Raw genomic sequence first — 17,042 nt, forward strand, 5'->3', positions numbered from 1 at the left:
CCAAATACCCTCGGATATTTTATAACTATTCGCCCGGAGCCAGCTGCATAGGATCTATGAGTAACGATCGATGTCTAATCTACGATAATACTCTTGTTCCATTAATAGATCTCTCTTATAAATTCAGTTTTCAATATTCTGGCCAGAGTACCGGTGGTTGTCGTGTTCTCTCGAACGATCCGTACGGCAGACCAGATTTCGATGGTCGTCGATGTTCGATAATCGACTTACGAAGGCGCGTTATTGACGTACTCACTGCCAACTCTGTGTCTCGGTGACCGCTCGGCGAACGGAGCCGAGAAACGGTCTAGTGACACACTTATACCAAATCTCAATATATTATTGGATATTTATAAATTGGCTCGAAGTTCGTCGAGAGGGTACACCCGGCCGGCCGATCGAGTTTCGCTCGTGCTGTGTACGCCAGCCGCCACCTGCGACACGGTACCACCCGCCAGTACCGTTATTATTTCGCGGAGCGTACGTCGCAGTGGTGTTGTACGCATGACAGGAAACCGGATTCTGATGATCGTCGGCGACTTCGGCGAAGATTACGAGATCATGGTCCCGTTCCAGGCGCTCGGGGCGGTCGGCCACGAGGTTCACGCCGTCTGCCCGGAGAAGGAGGGCGGAGAGAAGGTCAAGACCGCGATCCACGACTTCCGGGGCGACCAGACGTACCTGGAGACTCGCGGCCACGACTTCGAACTGACCCACGGGTTCGACGACGTCGACCCGGCCGATTACGACGCGCTCGTCGTCCCCGGCGGGCGCGCGCCCGAGTACCTCCGGGGGTACGAGGAGGTGCTCGACGCGGTACGGCACTTCTTCGAGGCCGACAAGCCGGTCGCGTCGATCTGCCACGGCCCGCAGATCCTCGCGGCGGCGGGCGTGCTCGACGGCTACGAGATCACGGCGTATCCCGCCGTCAGGCCCGAGGTCGAGGCCGCGGGCTGCTCGTGGGTCGACGGCGTGACCACCGACGGGAACCTCGTCACCGGACAGGCGTGGCCCGACCACCCAGAGTGGATCGCGCAGTTCCTCGACCTGCTCGGCACCGAGATCGACCACGGCGCGCCCGCAGCGACCGCGGACTGATCCGGGTCTCCGCGCGATTTTTGTGCGTCCCCTCGGGCTGCACGGCTCTTTATGTGGGATGCTACCGTTTGTCCGTTCATGACCGACGACGAAGCCACGGCGGAGACTGAACGGAACCGCGGCGCCCCGTCGCGACTCGGCCGCGTCCTGCTCGGGGTCGGCCTCGCCGCGCAGGCCTCGGAGGACTTCCGCGACATGGAGGACACGATCGAGTACGCGGAGTCGGCGGGGGTGCCGGCGCCCGACCTCGCCGCCCCGTTCGCGTCCGGGATGATGGTCGCCGCGGGCGTCGGCATCGCGCTCTGGCGGCTCCCGCGGGTCGCGACCGGCGCGGCCGTCGCCTTCCTGACGGTGGTGACGGCGACGATGCACGACTTCTGGAACGCCGACGAGGACGACAAGAGCGGCGAGCGGCTCGCCTTCTTCGGGAACCTCGCGATGCTCGGGGGCGCGCTCGTGTTCCTGCGCGAGGCGTTCAGGTGAATACGGCGCGCGACGCTCCCGGCTTAATCGGGAGTAATTGGGCGAAATCCGAGTTTACAATTTTACGGTTATAAATCAACACCGTTCGTGTCTGTGCAGTGAGATAAATGCCGAACGACCTCAGTACGTCCGACATTCTCACGGTACTGGCCGAACGACGACGGCGGCTACTCCTGCGGCTGTTGCGGGACGCTCGCACACCGCTCCCGGTGACCGAGTTGGCCGAACGCATCGGAGAGTACGAGTCCGGCGGTCCCGAGTCGAGCGATCCGCTGTCGATCCGACTGCGTCTCCGCCACGCTCACCTCCCCAAGCTCGAAGCGGCCGCTGTCGTGGAGTTCGACGAGGGCAAGGGGACGGTCCGGCCCGCGCGAAACTTCGACGTACTCGTTCGGTTCTTAGAGAAAGTGGAGGCAGGAGAGCGATCCCGTTCCGACCGGTGAGCGACGGCGGGCGGCGCCGCCGTGACGGTCTCTCTTGCGGTTCGCTGAACAGCGAAAGCGAGCGGCTCACCGGGTCAACTGCCTAGCTCACCGGGTCAAATACTTATAAATCTCCCGCGTCCAGCGGGTCCTCCAGCTGCCCCATCACCGCCTCCATGGCGTCGGTCGCGGTGAGCAGCCCGACGACCTCGCCGTCCTCGATGACCAAGGCGAGCTCCTGCGACTCCGCCTGGAACTGGTCGAAGGCGTCGCTGACGCTCGTCGCCGCCGAAATCGTCATGGGCGGGGCGGCGATCTCCGCGAACGTCAGGTCGCCCTCCCGGAGCTCCTCGAAGCGGCTCACGATCGAGGGAGCGTAGACGATCCCCTCGAAGTCGGTGAGGTCCTCGCCCACGAGCGGGAAGCGGCTGTGCGGGGTGTCGCGGATCCGGTCGAGGTTCTCGTCGACCGCCGCCGCCGTCGACAGCGAGACGATCTCGTCGGCCGGCGTCAGCACCTCCCGCACGGCGAGCTCGTCGACGTCGAGCGCGTTGAGGACTTCCTCGCGGCGCTCCTCGGGGAGATCGACCTCCTCCATCATCGATCCGAGTCGGTTGCGGAGTTCCGCGCGCGTCTCCAGCACCTCCTCTTCGGCATCCGTCCACGAGCCGGTCATCTCGACGCCGAACAGCCGGAGCGTCCCCTTCGCGACCCAGTCGCCGACCTTGATCAGCGGCGAGATGAGCCACGCGAACCAGTACAGCGGCCGGGCACCGCGCTCGGCGACCTGCTTCGAGCGCTCGACGCCGAGGTACGTCGGCGTCTGCTCCCCGTGGGTGAGGTGGACCATGTTGATGAGCAGGAACGCCAGCAGCGACCCGGCGCCGACGGACGCCAACGCCGTGTTCTCGAAGATCGGCGCGAACAGCGCCGCGAGCCCCGGCTCCGCGACGATACCGAGCGCGATGCTCGTCCCGGAGATCCAGATCTGACAGGTCGTCAGGTAGAACTCCAAGTCGTCGGTCATCTCCCACGCGCGCCGCAGTCCGGGGGTGTCCATCTCCGACTCGGGATACTGTCTGAGACGCGTCAGGCCGAACTCGACGGCGACGAAGTACGCGTTGATCAGGATGAGGGCGACGCCGGCCGCCACGCGGAGACCGACCTCGCCGGGAGGCATCGCTGTCGCGAGCGGGATCATCGTGTCCATGATTCCGATGCGTACTTTAAAAATGGTCGAGAACGGGAGGCGACGAGGAAGCGGACGGGAACTCGGGTCTTACTCGTAGTCCTCGTAGGTCGGCAGTCCCTCCTCGGGCGGGAACTCTTCGACCGGCACGGTCGTCTCGTCGCCGCTCTCCATGTCCTTCACCGTGTACTCGCCGTTCTCTAAGTCGCGCTCGCCGACGACGACCACGGTCTCCGCGTTGATCGAGTCGGCGTAGCCCAGTTGCGCGCCGAACGATCGGTCGGAGACGTCCCCCTCGACGACCACGTCGTCGCCGAGCGCGCGGAGGTCGCGGGCGAGCGCGGCCGCCTCGCCGCGCGTGTCGCCCACCGAGAGGACGTAGTAGTCGGTCGTCAGCTCCTCGTCGGGCCAGACGCCGGCGCGCTGACAGAGGAGCTTGAGCGTCGCGTGGCCGGGCGCGACCCCGACCGCGGGGGTCGGCTGGCCGCCGAAGCTCTCGATCAGGTCGTCGTAGCGCCCGCCGCCGAAGACGGAGCGGGACACCTCGCCGGTGGAGTCGAAACACTCGAAGACGACGCCGGTGTAGTAGTCGAGCCCGCGGGCGGTCGTCAGCGAGACCTCACAGAACTCGCCCGCGCCGAAGTCGTCGGCGGCGGCGAGCACGTTCCGGAGGTTCTCGACGGCGTCCTCCACGTCTTCGCCGCCGGCCTCGGCGACCGCGTCGAGGTCCTCGGGGGCGTCGACGCCCGAGATGAGGTCGTCGAACTCGCGGGCGGTCGCGCGGTCGAGCCCGGCGTCGGAGAGCAGTCCGAGGTACTCGCCGTCGTCGACCTTCGCGCGCTTGTCGACCGCGCGGATCGCGATCTCGGTGTCGACCGCGTCGGGGTCGTCGGCGAGCGCTCGGACGAGCCCGCCGAGGATGTCGCGGTGCGAGACGCGGAACTCGAAGTCGTCACCGGTGAGCCCCAGGTCGGTGAGCGCGTCGGCGGCGACCGCGAGCACCTCGGCGTCGGCCTCGGGCGCCGACGAGCCGAACACGTCGATGTTCGTCTGGTAGAACTCGCGGAACCGCCCCTGCTGGACCTGCTCGTAGCGCCAGAACGGGCGGGTCGACATCCACTTGATCGGCTTCGAGAGCTCCTGGCCCTTCGCGACGACCATCCGGGCGACGGTGGGCGTGAGCTCCGGGGTCATCGAGACGCCGCGGCCGCCCTTGTCGTCGAAGGCGTACAGCTCCTCGACGATCTCCTCGCCCGACTTGTCGACGTACATCTCCGTCCGTTCGAGCGCGGGGGTGGCGATCTCGCGGAAGCCGTACCGGCTCGCGGCGTCCTCGATCGCGTCCGTCACCTCCCGGCGGGCGGACTGCTCGCCGGGGTAGAAGTCGCGGAATCCCTTGAGACCGTCGTACATGGGCGTCGGTTCGGCGAGCGCCCGCTTGAAAGCATCCTTTCCGTGCGGGGCTCGTCTGCTCGGTGCGGGGCTCGTCTGCTCGGTGCGCGGCTTGTGGTCGTCGTCGCGCTCCCCGTCTCCGCCTAGTCGCGCTGGTACTCCTTCTGGAACCCGCGGAACTCGGTCCGGTGGGCCTCCTCGTCGGAGAGGAGCGTCACGGCGAGGTCCTCGGTGACCGGGTCGTCCGCCTCCTCGGCGGCGTCGATCAGGTCGCGGTACGTCGCGATCGCGCCCTCCTCGGCGTCGAGCACGCCCTCGATGACCGAGAGCACGTCGGTCGAGTCCTCGGGCGGCTGTAGCGAGTCCTGCCTGGCCGTGAACTCGGCCGACCCCGGCGGGCGCGCGTCGAGCTGTTTGAGCCGCTGTCCCAGCTGTTCGGCGTGGCCGAGCTCCTCTTGGACGTCCTGTTTGAGGCTCTCTTTGATCTCCTCGGCGCGGACGCCGTCGAGGACGATGGCGTTCGTCTGGTAGTTCATCACGGTCTCGATCTCGTCGGCGTACGCTGCTCGGAGCAGCTCGACGACTCGTTCAGATGACATACCCGACGCTACGAGCGCGGGACCGAAAGTCGTTCCGACACTCCCGAGCCGACGAGACCGTGTCGGTCGCGGACGGGTCGACGCGCGGGTCGGTCAGTCGTTCCGACCGTGCACGTACGTCTGGTCGTGGTCCGGGAACACTTCGTTGACCGTTCCCTCGCCGTGTTCGTCGGCGATGAGCGTCCGGAGCTCGTCCTCGTAGTCGGCCTTGGGAACCTCCTCGCTCGGGCCCTGCTGGACGTCGAACGTCTCCTCGACGAGCCGGTCGACGGCGTGGCGACCGAATCCGGAGAGCGGAGAGATGTAGTCGATCCCGTGGCGGTCCTCGAGGCTCTGCGCCTGCGCGCGCGACACCGTGGGGACCCGGTCGTCTCGGCGCGTGCCGTCGGCGATGGCGTCGGCGTCACGGCTCGCGATCGTCTCCAAGGCGTGTTCGTGGACGCGCTGGATCCCGTTTCGCGGGTAGCCGTCGTCGATCATCGTCCGGGCCGCCTCCTCGGCGACCTCGCGGTCGAGCTCGACGCGCTCGAACGGGAAGCCCAACTCCTCGGCGGCGCGCTCGGCGTGCTTCCAGTCGTCGGTGAGCCCGAAGCTGCCGGTGACGCAGCGCACGTCGTAGAACCGGTCGAGCAGGTGGGCGGCGAGCGAGGAGTCCTTCCCCCCGCTGTACAGCAGCGCGAGCTCCATCTACCGCCGCCGGATGTCGAAGCTCTGCTGGTCGGGCTGGAGTTCCTTCAGGAGGTCGCGCATTTGCTCTTCGTCGATCTGTCCCTGGATCCGGCCGCTCTGTGCGAGCGCCGCGACCTGCTGTTTCACCTTGTCGCCGAACTCCGGTTTGGACATCGCGACCGCGTTGAGCCGCTGGCGCGCGCCGTCCGTGAGGTACTGCTTGAGCACGGCCTCCTGTTGGGCCTCGGCGCGCTCCTGCGCCTGCTGTTGGGCCTCGGCGTCGGCGCCGCCGCCCTGTTCGCGCTCGCGAAGCTCTTCCATCTTCTTCTCTCGCAGCTCTTCGAGCCGTTCGTCGTCGGGGTTCTCGCTCATACGCACCCGTTCTCGGTCCGCGCGAAAAACGATTTCGGAGGATCGGGTCCCGAGAGGCCGGCCCGGCGGTACCGATCCGAGGGCCGGTCCGCGCCGCTTAAACGCCTCCTGGGCGTAGCCGCCGGTAATGAGCGAGTCGCGGGAGTTCTGTCCCCGGTGTGGCGACGCCGTCCCGGAGCGGCGCGAGCCGCTTCCCGGCGACCCCGGCGGGCGGGACGCGCTGCTGTGTGACGACTGCTACTTCGAAGACTTCGAGCTGGTCGACGCGCCGGACCGGATTGAGGTGCTGGTCTGTTCCGGCTGCGGCGCGGTCCGCCGCGGCGAGTCGTGGCGGGACGTGGGCGCGCGCGACTACACCGACGTCGCCGTCGACGAGGTCGCGGAGGCGCTCGGCGTCCACGTCGACGCCGAAGAGGTGGAGTGGGGCGTCGAGCCCGAGCAGGTCGACGAGAACACCGTCCGGATGCACTGCCGCTTCTCGGGGGTCGTCCGCGGGACGCTCCGCTCGGCGGAGGTGACGGTCCCCGTGAAGATCTCGCGCGGGACCTGCGACCGCTGCGGCCGGATCGCCGGCGGCTACTACGCCGGGATCGTGCAGGTGCGCGCGGACGAACGCGAGCTGACCCCCGAAGAGCGCGCCGAGGCGCTCGACATCGCCGAGACGTACGTCGCCGACCAGGAGGCCGACGGCGACCGCGAGGCGTTCATCACGGAGGTGAAAGAGACCGACGACGGCCCGGACGTCAAGCTCTCCTCGAACCGGCTCGCGCAGAACGTCGCGACGCGGATCACGGAGGCGCTCGGCGGGAGCTTCGAGTCGTACCCGACGCTCGTCACCGAGGACGGCGACGGCAACGAGGTGTACCGGGTGACCTTCGCGGTCCGGCTCCCGCGCTACGCCCCGGGCGAGATAATCGACCCGGAGGACGGCGACGGTCCCGTGCTGGTCACGAGCGTCTCCGGTCGGCTCCGCGGGATCAGGCTCGCCACGGGCGCGGCGTACACCTCGGAGTTCGAGGACGCGGAGGCGCCCGACGCGACCCGGCTCGGGCGCCGGGACGACGCGGCGGAGACGACGGTGGTGACCGTGGAAGACGAGAACGCGATCCAGGTGCTTGACCCGGTCACCTACGAGGCGAAGACGGTCCCGAACCCCGACTTCGTCGACGGCGACGCCGACTCGGTGCTCGCCTTCGAGCACGGCGGCGAGGTCCACCTCGTCCCCGAGGAGTAGGTCGTCAGGACCGTTCCGGTATTTAAACTTCCGAGCGACTGCGACGGCCGCTTATAAACCGTCTGTGCGGTGGCGCGCGCCTGTGAGCGCCCGAAGGGCGCGAACAGCGCCGCGCGAGGGAGTCGCTGGCGCCGACGGCGCCAGCGACGAGGCTGGGGAGGTGTGAGGCTGCGGTGCTGTGTGGTCGGGTGGGACTCAAAGGGGCTGGGGATCTGAAAGTGGTCACCGCAGAGTCGCCGATCACGTATACACAGCCGACAGCAACGCCACTTGATCACGGATAACTAATCGATCAACGGAGTTGAGACACATACCCCGCAATCGATCGCGAAACGCCGTTCAGCGACCAGCCGTTTCGGACGAAAATACGTCTGAAGAACAGGGATTCAACAGCGCCGAACGATCGATATCCGCGGCGTCGCGTGTCGCCGAGTTCAGTCCGCGTGGACGGGCTGCTCCTCGCCGAGCGCGGCGGCGCGCTCCGACTCGGTCACTTCGATCCCGCGGCGCTCCAACTGCTCGACGAACTCCGCCTCGCTGAGGCCGGCCTGCGCGGCGGCCTGAGAGAGTGTCAGCGTTCGCGCACCGTACAGCGTCAGCGCGGTCGACAGCCCCTTCGTTGCCATACCTACGATAGTGCCGTGAAGGTTTATGAAGGTTACTAATTGACTGAGGTCCCTGATACACCTTATACGATATATATTGACGATTGATCACTCCGTGTCAGTTTAAACCGTACCGGACGCCGATCCGGGTAGCGATCCGAACGGATTTCGATCGGCGACCGGGATCCGGAGTGTCACGGTGTCGCGTGCGACCCGCGCCCGCAGGAGTTATCACGCTCTGCGGTCGTAGCCGAGGCATGGACAGACAACAGCTGTTCGCGCTGTTCTTCGCGTTCCTCATGGTCAGTTCCATGGCCGCGTGGGGAATCACCCTCCTGTAAGCGCCGAACGGAATCGGTCCGACGACCGCGGGCCGGATCGAGGGCCGGCACCGTTTCCGACCCTCCTCGTCGGCGATCTCTCCCCGCCGGCGACCCCCCCGTCGACGATCCTTAGCCGTCGCCCCAGACGTCGGAGAGCGGGTGGTCCTCCCGGCGCTCCGCGTCCGTCTCCGAACGCGTGCGCGTCGTCGCGCCCTCGCGGTTCGCGCTGCGCTCGCTACTCGTGTCGCTTCCGGGATCCCGGCCTCCGCCGGATCCGCCCCCGCTCGACCCACCGCCGGGAGTCGTCCCCCCGCGACGGGCCGCCCGGGACGGACCGGACGGCTCGGCGTCGATTCCGGCGAGCGCGGCGGCGGGATCGAAGTCGGGGAGCGTCGGCGTCGTCATCGCGTCGATCTGGTCGCGGAACCAGGGCGGCGTGTCGGCCTCCGCGCGGTCGAACAGGTCCAGAAGCGAGTCGTCCGCGAGGTACGTCGCGCCGTGGTCGTCGGGCGCGCGGACGACCCGGCCGCAGGCCTGAATCACGGTCCGGAGCGCGGTCCGGTGGTACCACGCCCACTGGTCGTCGGCGAGCCGGCGGGCGACCCGGGAGTCGTTGGTGTTGCGGTACGGCGCCTTACACACCACCTGCCAGCGACAGAGGTCGCCCTTCAGGTCGAGCGCCTCCTCCATCTTCACCGAGACGAACACCTCCGGGTCGTCGCTCGCCTTCCACGCCGACAGCTCCGCGTCCCGGTTCGCCCGGTCGTGTCGCCGGACCCGCGCGGCGACGCCGAACTCCCCGAGCAGCTCCGTGAGCCGGCCCGCGATGTCGTACGAGTGCGCGTGGATCAGCCCCTTCTCGTTCGGGTGTTCGGCCATCAGTCGGACGATCAGGCGGGCGATCTTCGGCACCGTCTCGTCGCGGTGCTCGTAGGTCATCGACCCCTGCGTCACGTCGTACAGGGGTCGGTTCGAGAGCGGGAACGTGTGCTCGACGTCGACGAGTGCGACGGTCGCGGGGTCGAGCCCGACGCCCCGGCAGAACGCCTCCTTCGAGAGGATGGTGGCCGATAGCAGCGCGAATTTGTTCCCGCGGTCCCACACGGTGTGCCGGAGGTAGCGGGCCGGGTCGAGGGGTTTGATCGCGAGCGCCGACCCCTCGCCGTCGGGCTGGTCGACGACCCACGTCGTCGGCGACTCCGGGTCGCGGTAGTCCTCGAGGAACCAGCCGAGCTCGCTGATGAGTTCCTGGAGGCGGTCCCGGCGCGCGACCTCCTCGCGGTCGAGCTCGGGTCGCCCCGTCAGCTCGTCTTTCGCCCGCTTTGCGGTGTCGCGGAGCGACGCGGCGAACCGCGCGGTGCGGTCGAGCGCGTCCTCCTCGGGGCCGGCGTCGGCCGCCACGTCGGGGACGCCGACCTCGTCCCACACCGGCACGCGGCCGGGCGAGAGCTCGATCGTCGCGTACATCTCCGCCCACTCCGCGAGCCCGTGGGCCTCGTCGATCACGACCACATCTCGCTTGCGGAACACCTCCGAGCCGGCGGTGCGCATGAAGTACGCGAGCGTCATGGCGGCGTAGCGGTTCCCGGAGGCGATGGCGCGGTCGGAGAAGTACGGGCACCGGTGTTTCACGGAGCAGTCGAACCCCTGCTGGCGGACGCAGGGGGCGCGGTTGACCGGCGTGTCGTGCTCGCCGGGGAGGATGCAGTCGTAGTTCGATTTCCCCCGAATCACCGCCAGGTCGTCGAGCAGGTCGTCGGCCTCCACGTCGTCGATCTGCGACACCTGCGGCGTCGTGTAGTAGGCGCCGGTCGCCTCGCTCGGAGCGGTCTCCTCGACGGCCGCCGCCGCGCCCATGATCGCCCGCGCGAGGAGTGACTTGCCGCTGCCGGTCGGCGCGCGCACCAACACCACGTCGTTGCCGGCGGCGAACGCGTCGCGGATGTCCGCGAGCGCCCGCTCTTGTGCCCCCCGGAAGCTCGGGGCGGGGAACTCGGCGGGGATCCGATCGGGGTCCACAGAGGCCCCTCGCCTCCTCTCGGGATTAAACCCTCGCGTTCCGGGCCCCGAATGAACTCGAAACTACCCGATCGTTTATAGTGTTTCGGCGGGAGTTCGGTGTATGAACTGGCGAGAGGCCGAGCGGGAGTTCGCGGACGACGTCGTCGCCCGGGAGACCCTCCCGCGCACCTTCGAGCGGTCCGCCGAGCGAAACGCGGACCGGCTCGCCCAGCGGTACAAGGGCGGAATCCACGACCGGTCGCTGGTCTCTGCCGGGGTGCTCTCGCCCGCCCCGAAGGGGGAGTACGCCGACGTGACCTACGCCGAGATGCGCGCGATCGTCCGGCGCCTCGCGGCCGGGCTCCGCGAGCTCGGCGTCGACGGCGACACCCGCGTGGCCCTCTACGCCCAGACCCGGATGGAGTGGGCTCAGACGGATTTCGCGGCGCTGGCCGCGGGCGCGACGGTCACAACCGTGTACGCCTCCTCCTCGCCGAACCAGGTCCGCTACCTGATCGAGGACCCGGAGGCGACGGTCGTGGTCGCGGAGAACCGCGAGCTGCTCGACGAGGTGCTCGGGGTCGCCGGCGACCTCGAACACGAGCTCGACGCGGTCGTGACGTTCGACGACGTGGACGCGACCGACCTCGACGCGTCTCTCGGCGGCGGCGCGGGAGGCGACGGCGGACTCTCCGCGGACGACGTGTACACCCTCGCCGAGGTCCACGCCCTCGGCGACGACGCGTTCGACGAGGACGCCTACCAGTCGTGGATCGACGCGGTCGACGTGGGGGACCTCGCGAGCCTCATCTACACCTCCGGGACCACGGGCCAGCCGAAGGGCGTCCGGCTCACCCACGCGAACTTCCGGGAGAACGTCAACCAGTGTTACCGGCGGTTCGCGGACCGCCCGGACCGCGACCCCGACGTGCCGGGGATCTCGGCCGAGTCGACGACGCTCTCCTTTCTCCCCCTCGCGCACGTCTTCGAGCGGCTCGCCGGCCACTACATGATGTTCGCGGCGGGCGCGACCGTCGGCTACGCCGAGAGCCCCGACACCCTGCGGGAGGACTTCGGCCTCGTGCGCCCGACGACGACCACGAGCGTCCCGCGCGTCTACGAGAAGCTGTACGACGCGATCCGCGAGCAGGCGAGCGAGTCGTCGGTGAAAGAGCGGATCTTCGAGTGGGCGGTCGACGTGGGGAAGGCCCACCACGAGGCCGACGACCCGGGCGCCGTGCTCGACGCCAAGCGCGCAGTCGCCGACCGGCTCGTCTTCTCGTCGGTTCGCGAGGCGATCGGCGGTAACGTCGACTTCTTCATCTCCGGCGGCGGGTCGCTCTCGGCGGAGCTGTGCGCGCTCTACCACGCGATGGACCTGCCCATCCTGGAGGGGTACGGGCTGACGGAGACCTCGCCGGTGATCTGCGTCAACCCGCCCGAGGAGCCGAAGGTCGGCACCATCGGCCCGCCGGTGGTCGACACCGAGGTCGCGATCGACGGCGGGGTCGTCGGCGAGGCGGCCGCGGAGCTGCCCGGCGACGTGGGCGAACTACTCGTGCGCGGCCCCCAGGTGACCGACGGTTACTGGAACCGTCCCGACGCGACCGCGGAGGCCTTCACCGAACCGGACCGGCTCCCGGACGACGCCGTCGTCGCCGGCACGCCCCCCGCCGACCGCGACGGCGACCCGGCGGAGCCGTGGTTCCACACCGGCGACATCGTCCAGCTCCGGCCGGACGGGTACGTCGCCTTCCGCGAGCGTGCGAAGCAGCTGCTCGTCCTCTCGACCGGGAAGAACGTCGCGCCCGGCCCGATCGAGGACCGGTTCGCGGCGAACGAGTTCGTCGAGCAGTGCGTCGTCCTCGGCGACGGCCGGAAGTTCGTCTCCGCGCTCATCGTCCCCAACTTCGAGAAGGTCGCGGCGTGGGCCGACGCCCGCGGGATCGACCTCCCCGAGGGCCGCGCCTCGGTCTGCCGCGACGACCGAGTCCGCGAGCGGATACAGGAGGAGGTCGACCGCGTCAACGAGGAGTTCGAGTCGTACGAGCGGATCAAGCAGTTCCGCCTCGTCGAGGAAGAGTTCACGGAGGAGAACGACCTGCTCACGCCGACGATGAAAAAGAAGCGGCGCAACATCTTGGACCGTTTCGCCGACGAGGTCGAGATGATCTACGAGGGATCATAAAGGAGAGAGCCGACGGGTCGGCGCCAACGGGAGTCGAGGAGATCCCTACGCCGACGACGCGGCCGACTCGGCGGGGTCGTCGCCCTCGACGGGCCCGCCCTCACCGTCGTCGCCCTCGTCGACCGGGTCGCCGAACGCGTAGACGGTGTTGTGGCCGGTCACCTCGACCTCCAGGAAGTCGCCCACGTCGACGCCGCGTTCGGTGGCCTTCTGAACGATGATCTGGCGGTAGGCGCCGTCGCGGCACTTCACGGAGTCGCCGGTCCCCTCCTCGACGACGAGCACCTCGAACGTCTCGCCGACCATCGACTCGTACGCCTCGCCGACGACCTCCATCTTCAGCTCGGACATCGCCTTCGAGCGCTCCTTCTTGACCGTCCCGCCAAGCCCCTTCATGTCGGCGGCGTCTGTGCCGGGGCGCTTCGAGAAGCGCGTGACGTTGATCTTTTCGGGGCGGACCTCTGTGAGCAGGTCCATCGACCGCTCGTGGTCGGCCTCGCTCTCGGTCGGGAAGCCGACGATGAAGTCCGTCGAGAGCGTCCAGTGGTCGAGCCGGTCGTCGAAGGTCGCGACGACCTCGCGGAACTTCTCGACGCGGTGCTGGCGGCGCATGTCCTCGAGCACGTCGTCGGAGCCGGACTGGACCGGCGCGTGGATGAAGTCGTACAGCTCCTCGTTCCTCGCGAACACGTCGGCCAATTCCTCGTGGATGCCGTGGATGCCGCCGGGGTTGGCCATCCCGAGCCGAACCCGGAACTCGCCGTCGATGTCACAGATCCGGTCGAGCAGCTCCGGGAGCTTTCGATCTCCCTTATCCCAGCCGTAGACGCCGGTGTCCTGTCCGGTCACCCGGATCTCCTTGGCGCCGGCGTGGACCAGCGCGCGGGCCTTCTCGACGTTCGTCTCGACGGAGGGGGAGTCGACCCGACCCGTCGCGAACTTCGTGATGCAGTACGAGCAGTTGCTCATGCAGCCGCGCGCGATGGGGAGGATGCCGACGACGCCGTCCAAGACGGGCTCGGCGTCGGGGGTGACCGTCGGGCACTCGCCGTTGAGCACGTGGGAGGGGACCTCGTCCCAGTGGAGGATCTCGGCGTCGACGTCGGCCTCCTCGAACGCCTCGCCCTGCGCGAGCGCCATGCAGCCGGTGACGACGAGCTCGGCGGTCTCCGCCTCCAGCTCCTCGGCACGCCGGAGCATGTTCCGCTCCGTCTTCTCGACGACCGTACAGGTGTTGAGGATGGCGACATCCGCGTCTTCGGGACCGTCGGCCGGGCGGTGGCCGCCGTCGCGCAGCGCCCGCTCTATCTCCCGGCTCTCGCCCCGGTTGGAACTACAGCCGTACGTTTCGATGTGATACGTCGCCATCGAGTGGGCTCACTACCGGTCGCGCGGGCAAAAACGCGACGGATCGGGTGGAGAGTGAAACCGGGTCGGGGGGAGGAAAAGCTCCGGTCGGCGTCAGTCCTCGGCGATCGCCGTCGCGGTCGGGGCCTCCGCGTCGGGTTCGGAGGCGGCCTCGGGCTCGGAGCCGGTCGACCGCTCCGACTCGGGGACGGGCGCGTAGACGGACCGGCGGGCGTCCTTGGGGCAGAGCCCCTCTTCGACGAGCCCGACCTCGGTGAGTTTCTCCACCGCGAACCGGACGGTTCGGGTCGAGAGGCGCGTCTCCTCGGCGAGCCCGGTCTGGTCGAACCGGCCCTCCTCGTCGAGGACGTAGTAGACCAGTTTGGCGCTCGGCGGGAGCGGCTCGAGCAGCTCGCGGGTGCCTTCGTCCATACCCGTGACACACGGTCGAGTCGTGCATAACCGTGGCCCGGGTGTGCGCGGTCTCCGCACGTCCACGACCCATTTATATATCACGTCCCGTCCGGGGCGCCCGATCCCCCTCAGCCGTCGGTCCGGAACTCGAACCGCGCGCCGTCCCCGTCGACCACGTCGACGGACCAGCCGTGGGCGGCCGCGATCTCGCGGACGATCGCGAGCCCGAACCCCGTCCCGGTCGGGTCGCTCGATCGCCCGTACTCCGTCGCCTCGTCGGGGTCGATCTCGAAGCCGACGCCGTCGTCCGCGACGGCGAAGCCGTCCGGGAGCGCGTCGACGGAGACCGTGACGCCGCCGGCGTCCGCCGTCGAGTCGGTCCCGTGCTCGACGCTATTTTTAAACAGATTCTCCAGCAGGGTCCGCAGCCGTTCGGGGTCGGCGTCCACCGCGAGCGACTTCTCCGGCGGGTCGAGCGTCGCGTCCGCGGTGTCGACGGTCCGCCACGCTCGCGCGGCCGCCTCGGCGAGGGAGACGGCCTCCAGGTCGTCGACCGTGCGCCCCTGCCGCGCCAGCGCGAGCAGGTCGTCGATGAGCTCCTCCATCCGGTCGTGGGCGTCCGCGATCCGGTCGAGCTCGTCGAGCGCGTCGTCGTCGGCGACGGTCGCCCGCGCGAGTTCGAGCCGGCCCATGGCGACGTTGAGCGGGTTTCGGAGGTCGTGCGAGACGAGCCCGGCGAACTTCTCTAACCGAGCGACCTCCCGCTTGAGCGCCGCGTCGCGGTCGCGGAGCTGGGCCGTGCGTTGAGCGTGATCGAGCGCGACGGTGACGTTCGCGCCGAGCACCCGCGCCAGCTGCACCGCGGTGTCGTCGAAGAACTCCGGTTCCCGGGAGCCGAGCGGCATCACGCCGTGGTCGCCGAGCGGGACGACGAGCAGGCTCCGGTGTTCGCCGTAGCCGACGGCCGTCTCGACCGCGTCGAGGTCGTCGACGACGACCGGCTCGTCGGTCTCGAACGCCTCCCATATCCGACCGTCGCCGGGACCGAAGGCGGGTCGCTCGCCGAGCGCCGCCGTCGCTTCGCGGCTGATCGCGGTCGGTAACAGCGTCTCCGTGTCGGGGTCGTACAGCCGAACGCCGCTGCTCGGGAACTCGAGGATGTCGACCGCCGCCCGCGCCGCCAGCGCCGCGATCTCCTCGCGGTCCCCGCCGCGGAACATCTCGCGCGTCGTCTCGTGGAGCCGCCGGAGCGTGCGCTCGACCCGCTTCTGCTCGCCGATATCGGCGTAGACGTTGTACACGACGGTCTCGTCCGACCGGTCGACCGGGATCACGTTCAGGATGAAGTCCCGGAGACCGTCCGTGGTCCGCCGACGCACCTCCCGTCGGATCGGCTCGTCCCCCTCGAGGACCGCGTCCGCCCCGACGAGGTCGTCGCTCTCGGGGACGATCGCGTCGTGGATCTCTCGGTAGCCGTGGTCCGTGTCCGAGAAGCCGAAGGTCTCCTCGAACGCCTCGTTGGCGGCGTCGAGGCGACGCTCGCCCCCCTCCGCGGCGGTGGTCCTGACGACCGGCAGCGGGAGGTCCTCGAACAGCGCGGACAGCCTGTCGCGCTCGGTCCTGAGCGCGTTTTCGGTCTCGATCTGTTCGAGCGCGTCGGCGGCGTGAGCGGCCAGCAGCTCCGCGAACTCCACGTCGCCATCGTCGAACGCCGCGTACCCGTCTGAGGCGGCCTGAAACGCGCCGTACCCTCCGATCGGGACGCTGATCGCAGAGCGGATGTCGTCCGCCACCGGATCGGCCAGCTCCGCCGCGCCGGCGGGGGCGTTCGGCTCGGCGGGGGCGTCAGCGCCTCCCCCGCGTCCGTCGTCGGCGCCGAGGTTGTCGACGACGATGGTCCGTTCCTCCGCGACGGTGGTCCCGACGACGCCCTCGCCGAGGTCGAACGTCCTGACCTCGTCCTCGCCGACGTTCGCCGAGCGCGCCTCGGGGACGAGCCGGTCGCCGCGGCGGCGCGCGGCGACGCAGCGGTCGAACGACAGGATCGCTTCGGCGGCGTCGACGACGCGTTCGAACACCGCCGCCGCGCTCTCGGCCCCGGACACCTCGGTCGCGAACTCGTGGATCGCGGTGACCTTCGCGTTCACCTCCCGGAGGTCCCGCTCCGCCCGGCGGCGGTTGAGGGCGTTCTCGACGCTGTTCGCGAGCATTTCGTAGCGGTCGCGGCCGCCGCCCTTCTGGAGGTAGTCGGTGACGCCGGCCGAGATCGCCTCGCTCGCGATCTCCTCGCTCCCTCTGCCGGTGAACAGCACGAACGGGAGGCCGGGATCGATCGACCGGACCTCTTCGAGGAGCTCGAGCCCGTCGCTGCCGGGCATATTGTAGTCGCTGACGACGCAGTCCACCCGCTGGTCGCGAACGACGGCGAGCGCGTCCGCCGGCGCGGTCCGCGTCACCGTCTCTACCCCGTCGACGAGACGCTCGACGTGGGTGGCCGCGAGGTCGGCGGCGCCCGGCTCGTCGTCGACGACGAGCACCCGGCGCGGCCCGCCGCCCGCCGGCTCCGACCCCCGGAAGGCGTCGGCCTCCGGTCCGCCCCGACCGCCCGCGGGATCGGAATCCATGGGCGCACCTCACTCCACGGGTAATTTTAGCTTTCGCTCCGATAACCGAAACTGAGAACGGTGACGGAAACAGGTGTGAAGG

Annotated in this window: 15 protein-coding genes; 5 read left to right on the forward strand and 10 right to left on the reverse strand. The window is 69.0% G+C overall.

The features are described 5' to 3' along the window. Nucleotides 1–504: 504 nt before the first annotated feature. The 3 genes from C469_RS13580 to C469_RS13590 all read left to right on the forward strand — a co-directional run bounded on the left by C469_RS13580 (nucleotide 505) and on the right by C469_RS13590 (nucleotide 2,024). On the forward strand, nucleotides 505–1,098 hold the full coding sequence (locus tag C469_RS13580; protein WP_049911444.1) for a DJ-1/PfpI family protein: 594 nt from the start codon (nucleotides 505–507) through the stop codon (nucleotides 1,096–1,098). 78 nt (nucleotides 1,099–1,176) lie between these two features. Beyond that, the gene (locus C469_RS13585) at nucleotides 1,177–1,581 is read left to right on the forward strand and encodes a DoxX family protein (protein WP_008007531.1); all 405 of its coding nucleotides are present in this window, start codon (nucleotides 1,177–1,179) and stop codon (nucleotides 1,579–1,581) included. A gap of 107 nt (nucleotides 1,582–1,688) precedes the next feature. Next, the gene (locus tag C469_RS13590) at nucleotides 1,689–2,024 is read left to right on the forward strand and encodes a DUF7344 domain-containing protein (RefSeq protein WP_008007532.1); all 336 of its coding nucleotides are present in this window, start codon (nucleotides 1,689–1,691) and stop codon (nucleotides 2,022–2,024) included. Between the two features lie 103 nt (nucleotides 2,025–2,127). On the opposite strand, the gene C469_RS13595 is transcribed toward C469_RS13590, so the two are convergent. The 5 genes from C469_RS13595 to C469_RS13615 all read right to left on the reverse strand — a co-directional run bounded on the left by C469_RS13595 (nucleotide 2,128) and on the right by C469_RS13615 (nucleotide 6,224). Next, the gene (locus tag C469_RS13595; protein ID WP_049911452.1) at nucleotides 2,128–3,204 is read right to left on the reverse strand and encodes a CNNM domain-containing protein; all 1,077 of its coding nucleotides are present in this window, start codon (nucleotides 3,202–3,204) and stop codon (nucleotides 2,128–2,130) included. Between the two features lie 78 nt (nucleotides 3,205–3,282). Then, nucleotides 3,283–4,605, reverse strand: a complete 1,323-nt coding sequence (gene hisS, locus C469_RS13600) for a histidine--tRNA ligase (protein ID WP_008007534.1) — start codon at nucleotides 4,603–4,605, stop codon at nucleotides 3,283–3,285. 122 nt (nucleotides 4,606–4,727) lie between these two features. Continuing rightward, nucleotides 4,728–5,183, reverse strand: coding sequence for a ferritin-like domain-containing protein (locus tag C469_RS13605; RefSeq protein ID WP_008007535.1), 456 nt, complete (start codon nucleotides 5,181–5,183; stop codon nucleotides 4,728–4,730). A 93-nt stretch (nucleotides 5,184–5,276) separates the two neighbouring features. Beyond that, nucleotides 5,277–5,870 carry a DUF7411 family protein gene (locus tag C469_RS13610; RefSeq protein WP_008007536.1) on the reverse strand — a complete coding sequence of 198 codons (594 nt, stop codon included), beginning with the start codon at nucleotides 5,868–5,870 and terminating at the stop codon, nucleotides 5,277–5,279. Next, entirely contained in the window at nucleotides 5,871–6,224 is a 354-nt protein-coding gene (locus C469_RS13615; protein WP_008007538.1) for a DNA-binding protein, read from the reverse strand. It abuts the gene before it with no gap. A 127-nt stretch (nucleotides 6,225–6,351) separates the two neighbouring features. Between C469_RS13615 and C469_RS13620 the strand changes: the two genes are divergently transcribed. After that, nucleotides 6,352–7,458, forward strand: coding sequence for a 60S ribosomal export protein NMD3 (locus C469_RS13620; protein ID WP_008007540.1), 1,107 nt, complete (start codon nucleotides 6,352–6,354; stop codon nucleotides 7,456–7,458). Nucleotides 7,459–7,892: 434 nt separating this feature from the next. Here C469_RS13620 and C469_RS13625 read toward each other — a convergent pair whose 3' ends face one another. Both C469_RS13625 and C469_RS13630 read right to left on the reverse strand, forming a co-directional pair. Continuing rightward, a complete protein-coding gene (locus C469_RS13625) occupies nucleotides 7,893–8,084 on the reverse strand; it encodes a UPF0175 family protein (protein ID WP_008007542.1) in 192 nt (63 codons plus the stop codon). Between the two features lie 431 nt (nucleotides 8,085–8,515). Next, on the reverse strand, nucleotides 8,516–10,405 hold the full coding sequence (locus C469_RS13630) for a helicase C-terminal domain-containing protein (protein WP_008007544.1): 1,890 nt from the start codon (nucleotides 10,403–10,405) through the stop codon (nucleotides 8,516–8,518). Nucleotides 10,406–10,508: 103 nt separating this feature from the next. Between C469_RS13630 and C469_RS13635 the strand changes: the two genes are divergently transcribed. After that, entirely contained in the window at nucleotides 10,509–12,575 is a 2,067-nt protein-coding gene (locus C469_RS13635; protein WP_008007545.1) for an AMP-dependent synthetase/ligase, read from the forward strand. 45 nt (nucleotides 12,576–12,620) lie between these two features. Here C469_RS13635 and C469_RS13640 read toward each other — a convergent pair whose 3' ends face one another. From C469_RS13640 to C469_RS13650, 3 genes are all read right to left on the reverse strand, one after another. Further along, on the reverse strand, nucleotides 12,621–13,943 hold the full coding sequence (locus tag C469_RS13640) for a tRNA (N(6)-L-threonylcarbamoyladenosine(37)-C(2))-methylthiotransferase (protein ID WP_008007549.1): 1,323 nt from the start codon (nucleotides 13,941–13,943) through the stop codon (nucleotides 12,621–12,623). Between the two features lie 93 nt (nucleotides 13,944–14,036). Then, entirely contained in the window at nucleotides 14,037–14,354 is a 318-nt protein-coding gene (locus tag C469_RS13645; RefSeq protein WP_008007551.1) for an ArsR family transcriptional regulator, read from the reverse strand. Nucleotides 14,355–14,464: 110 nt separating this feature from the next. Beyond that, on the reverse strand, nucleotides 14,465–16,960 hold the full coding sequence (locus C469_RS13650) for a hybrid sensor histidine kinase/response regulator (protein ID WP_008007553.1): 2,496 nt from the start codon (nucleotides 16,958–16,960) through the stop codon (nucleotides 14,465–14,467). Between the last annotated feature and the right edge of the window lie 82 nt (nucleotides 16,961–17,042).

Origin of the sequence: Halorubrum lipolyticum DSM 21995 (assembly GCF_000337375.1) — an archaeon.
Taxonomy (GTDB): domain Archaea; phylum Halobacteriota; class Halobacteria; order Halobacteriales; family Haloferacaceae; genus Halorubrum; species Halorubrum lipolyticum.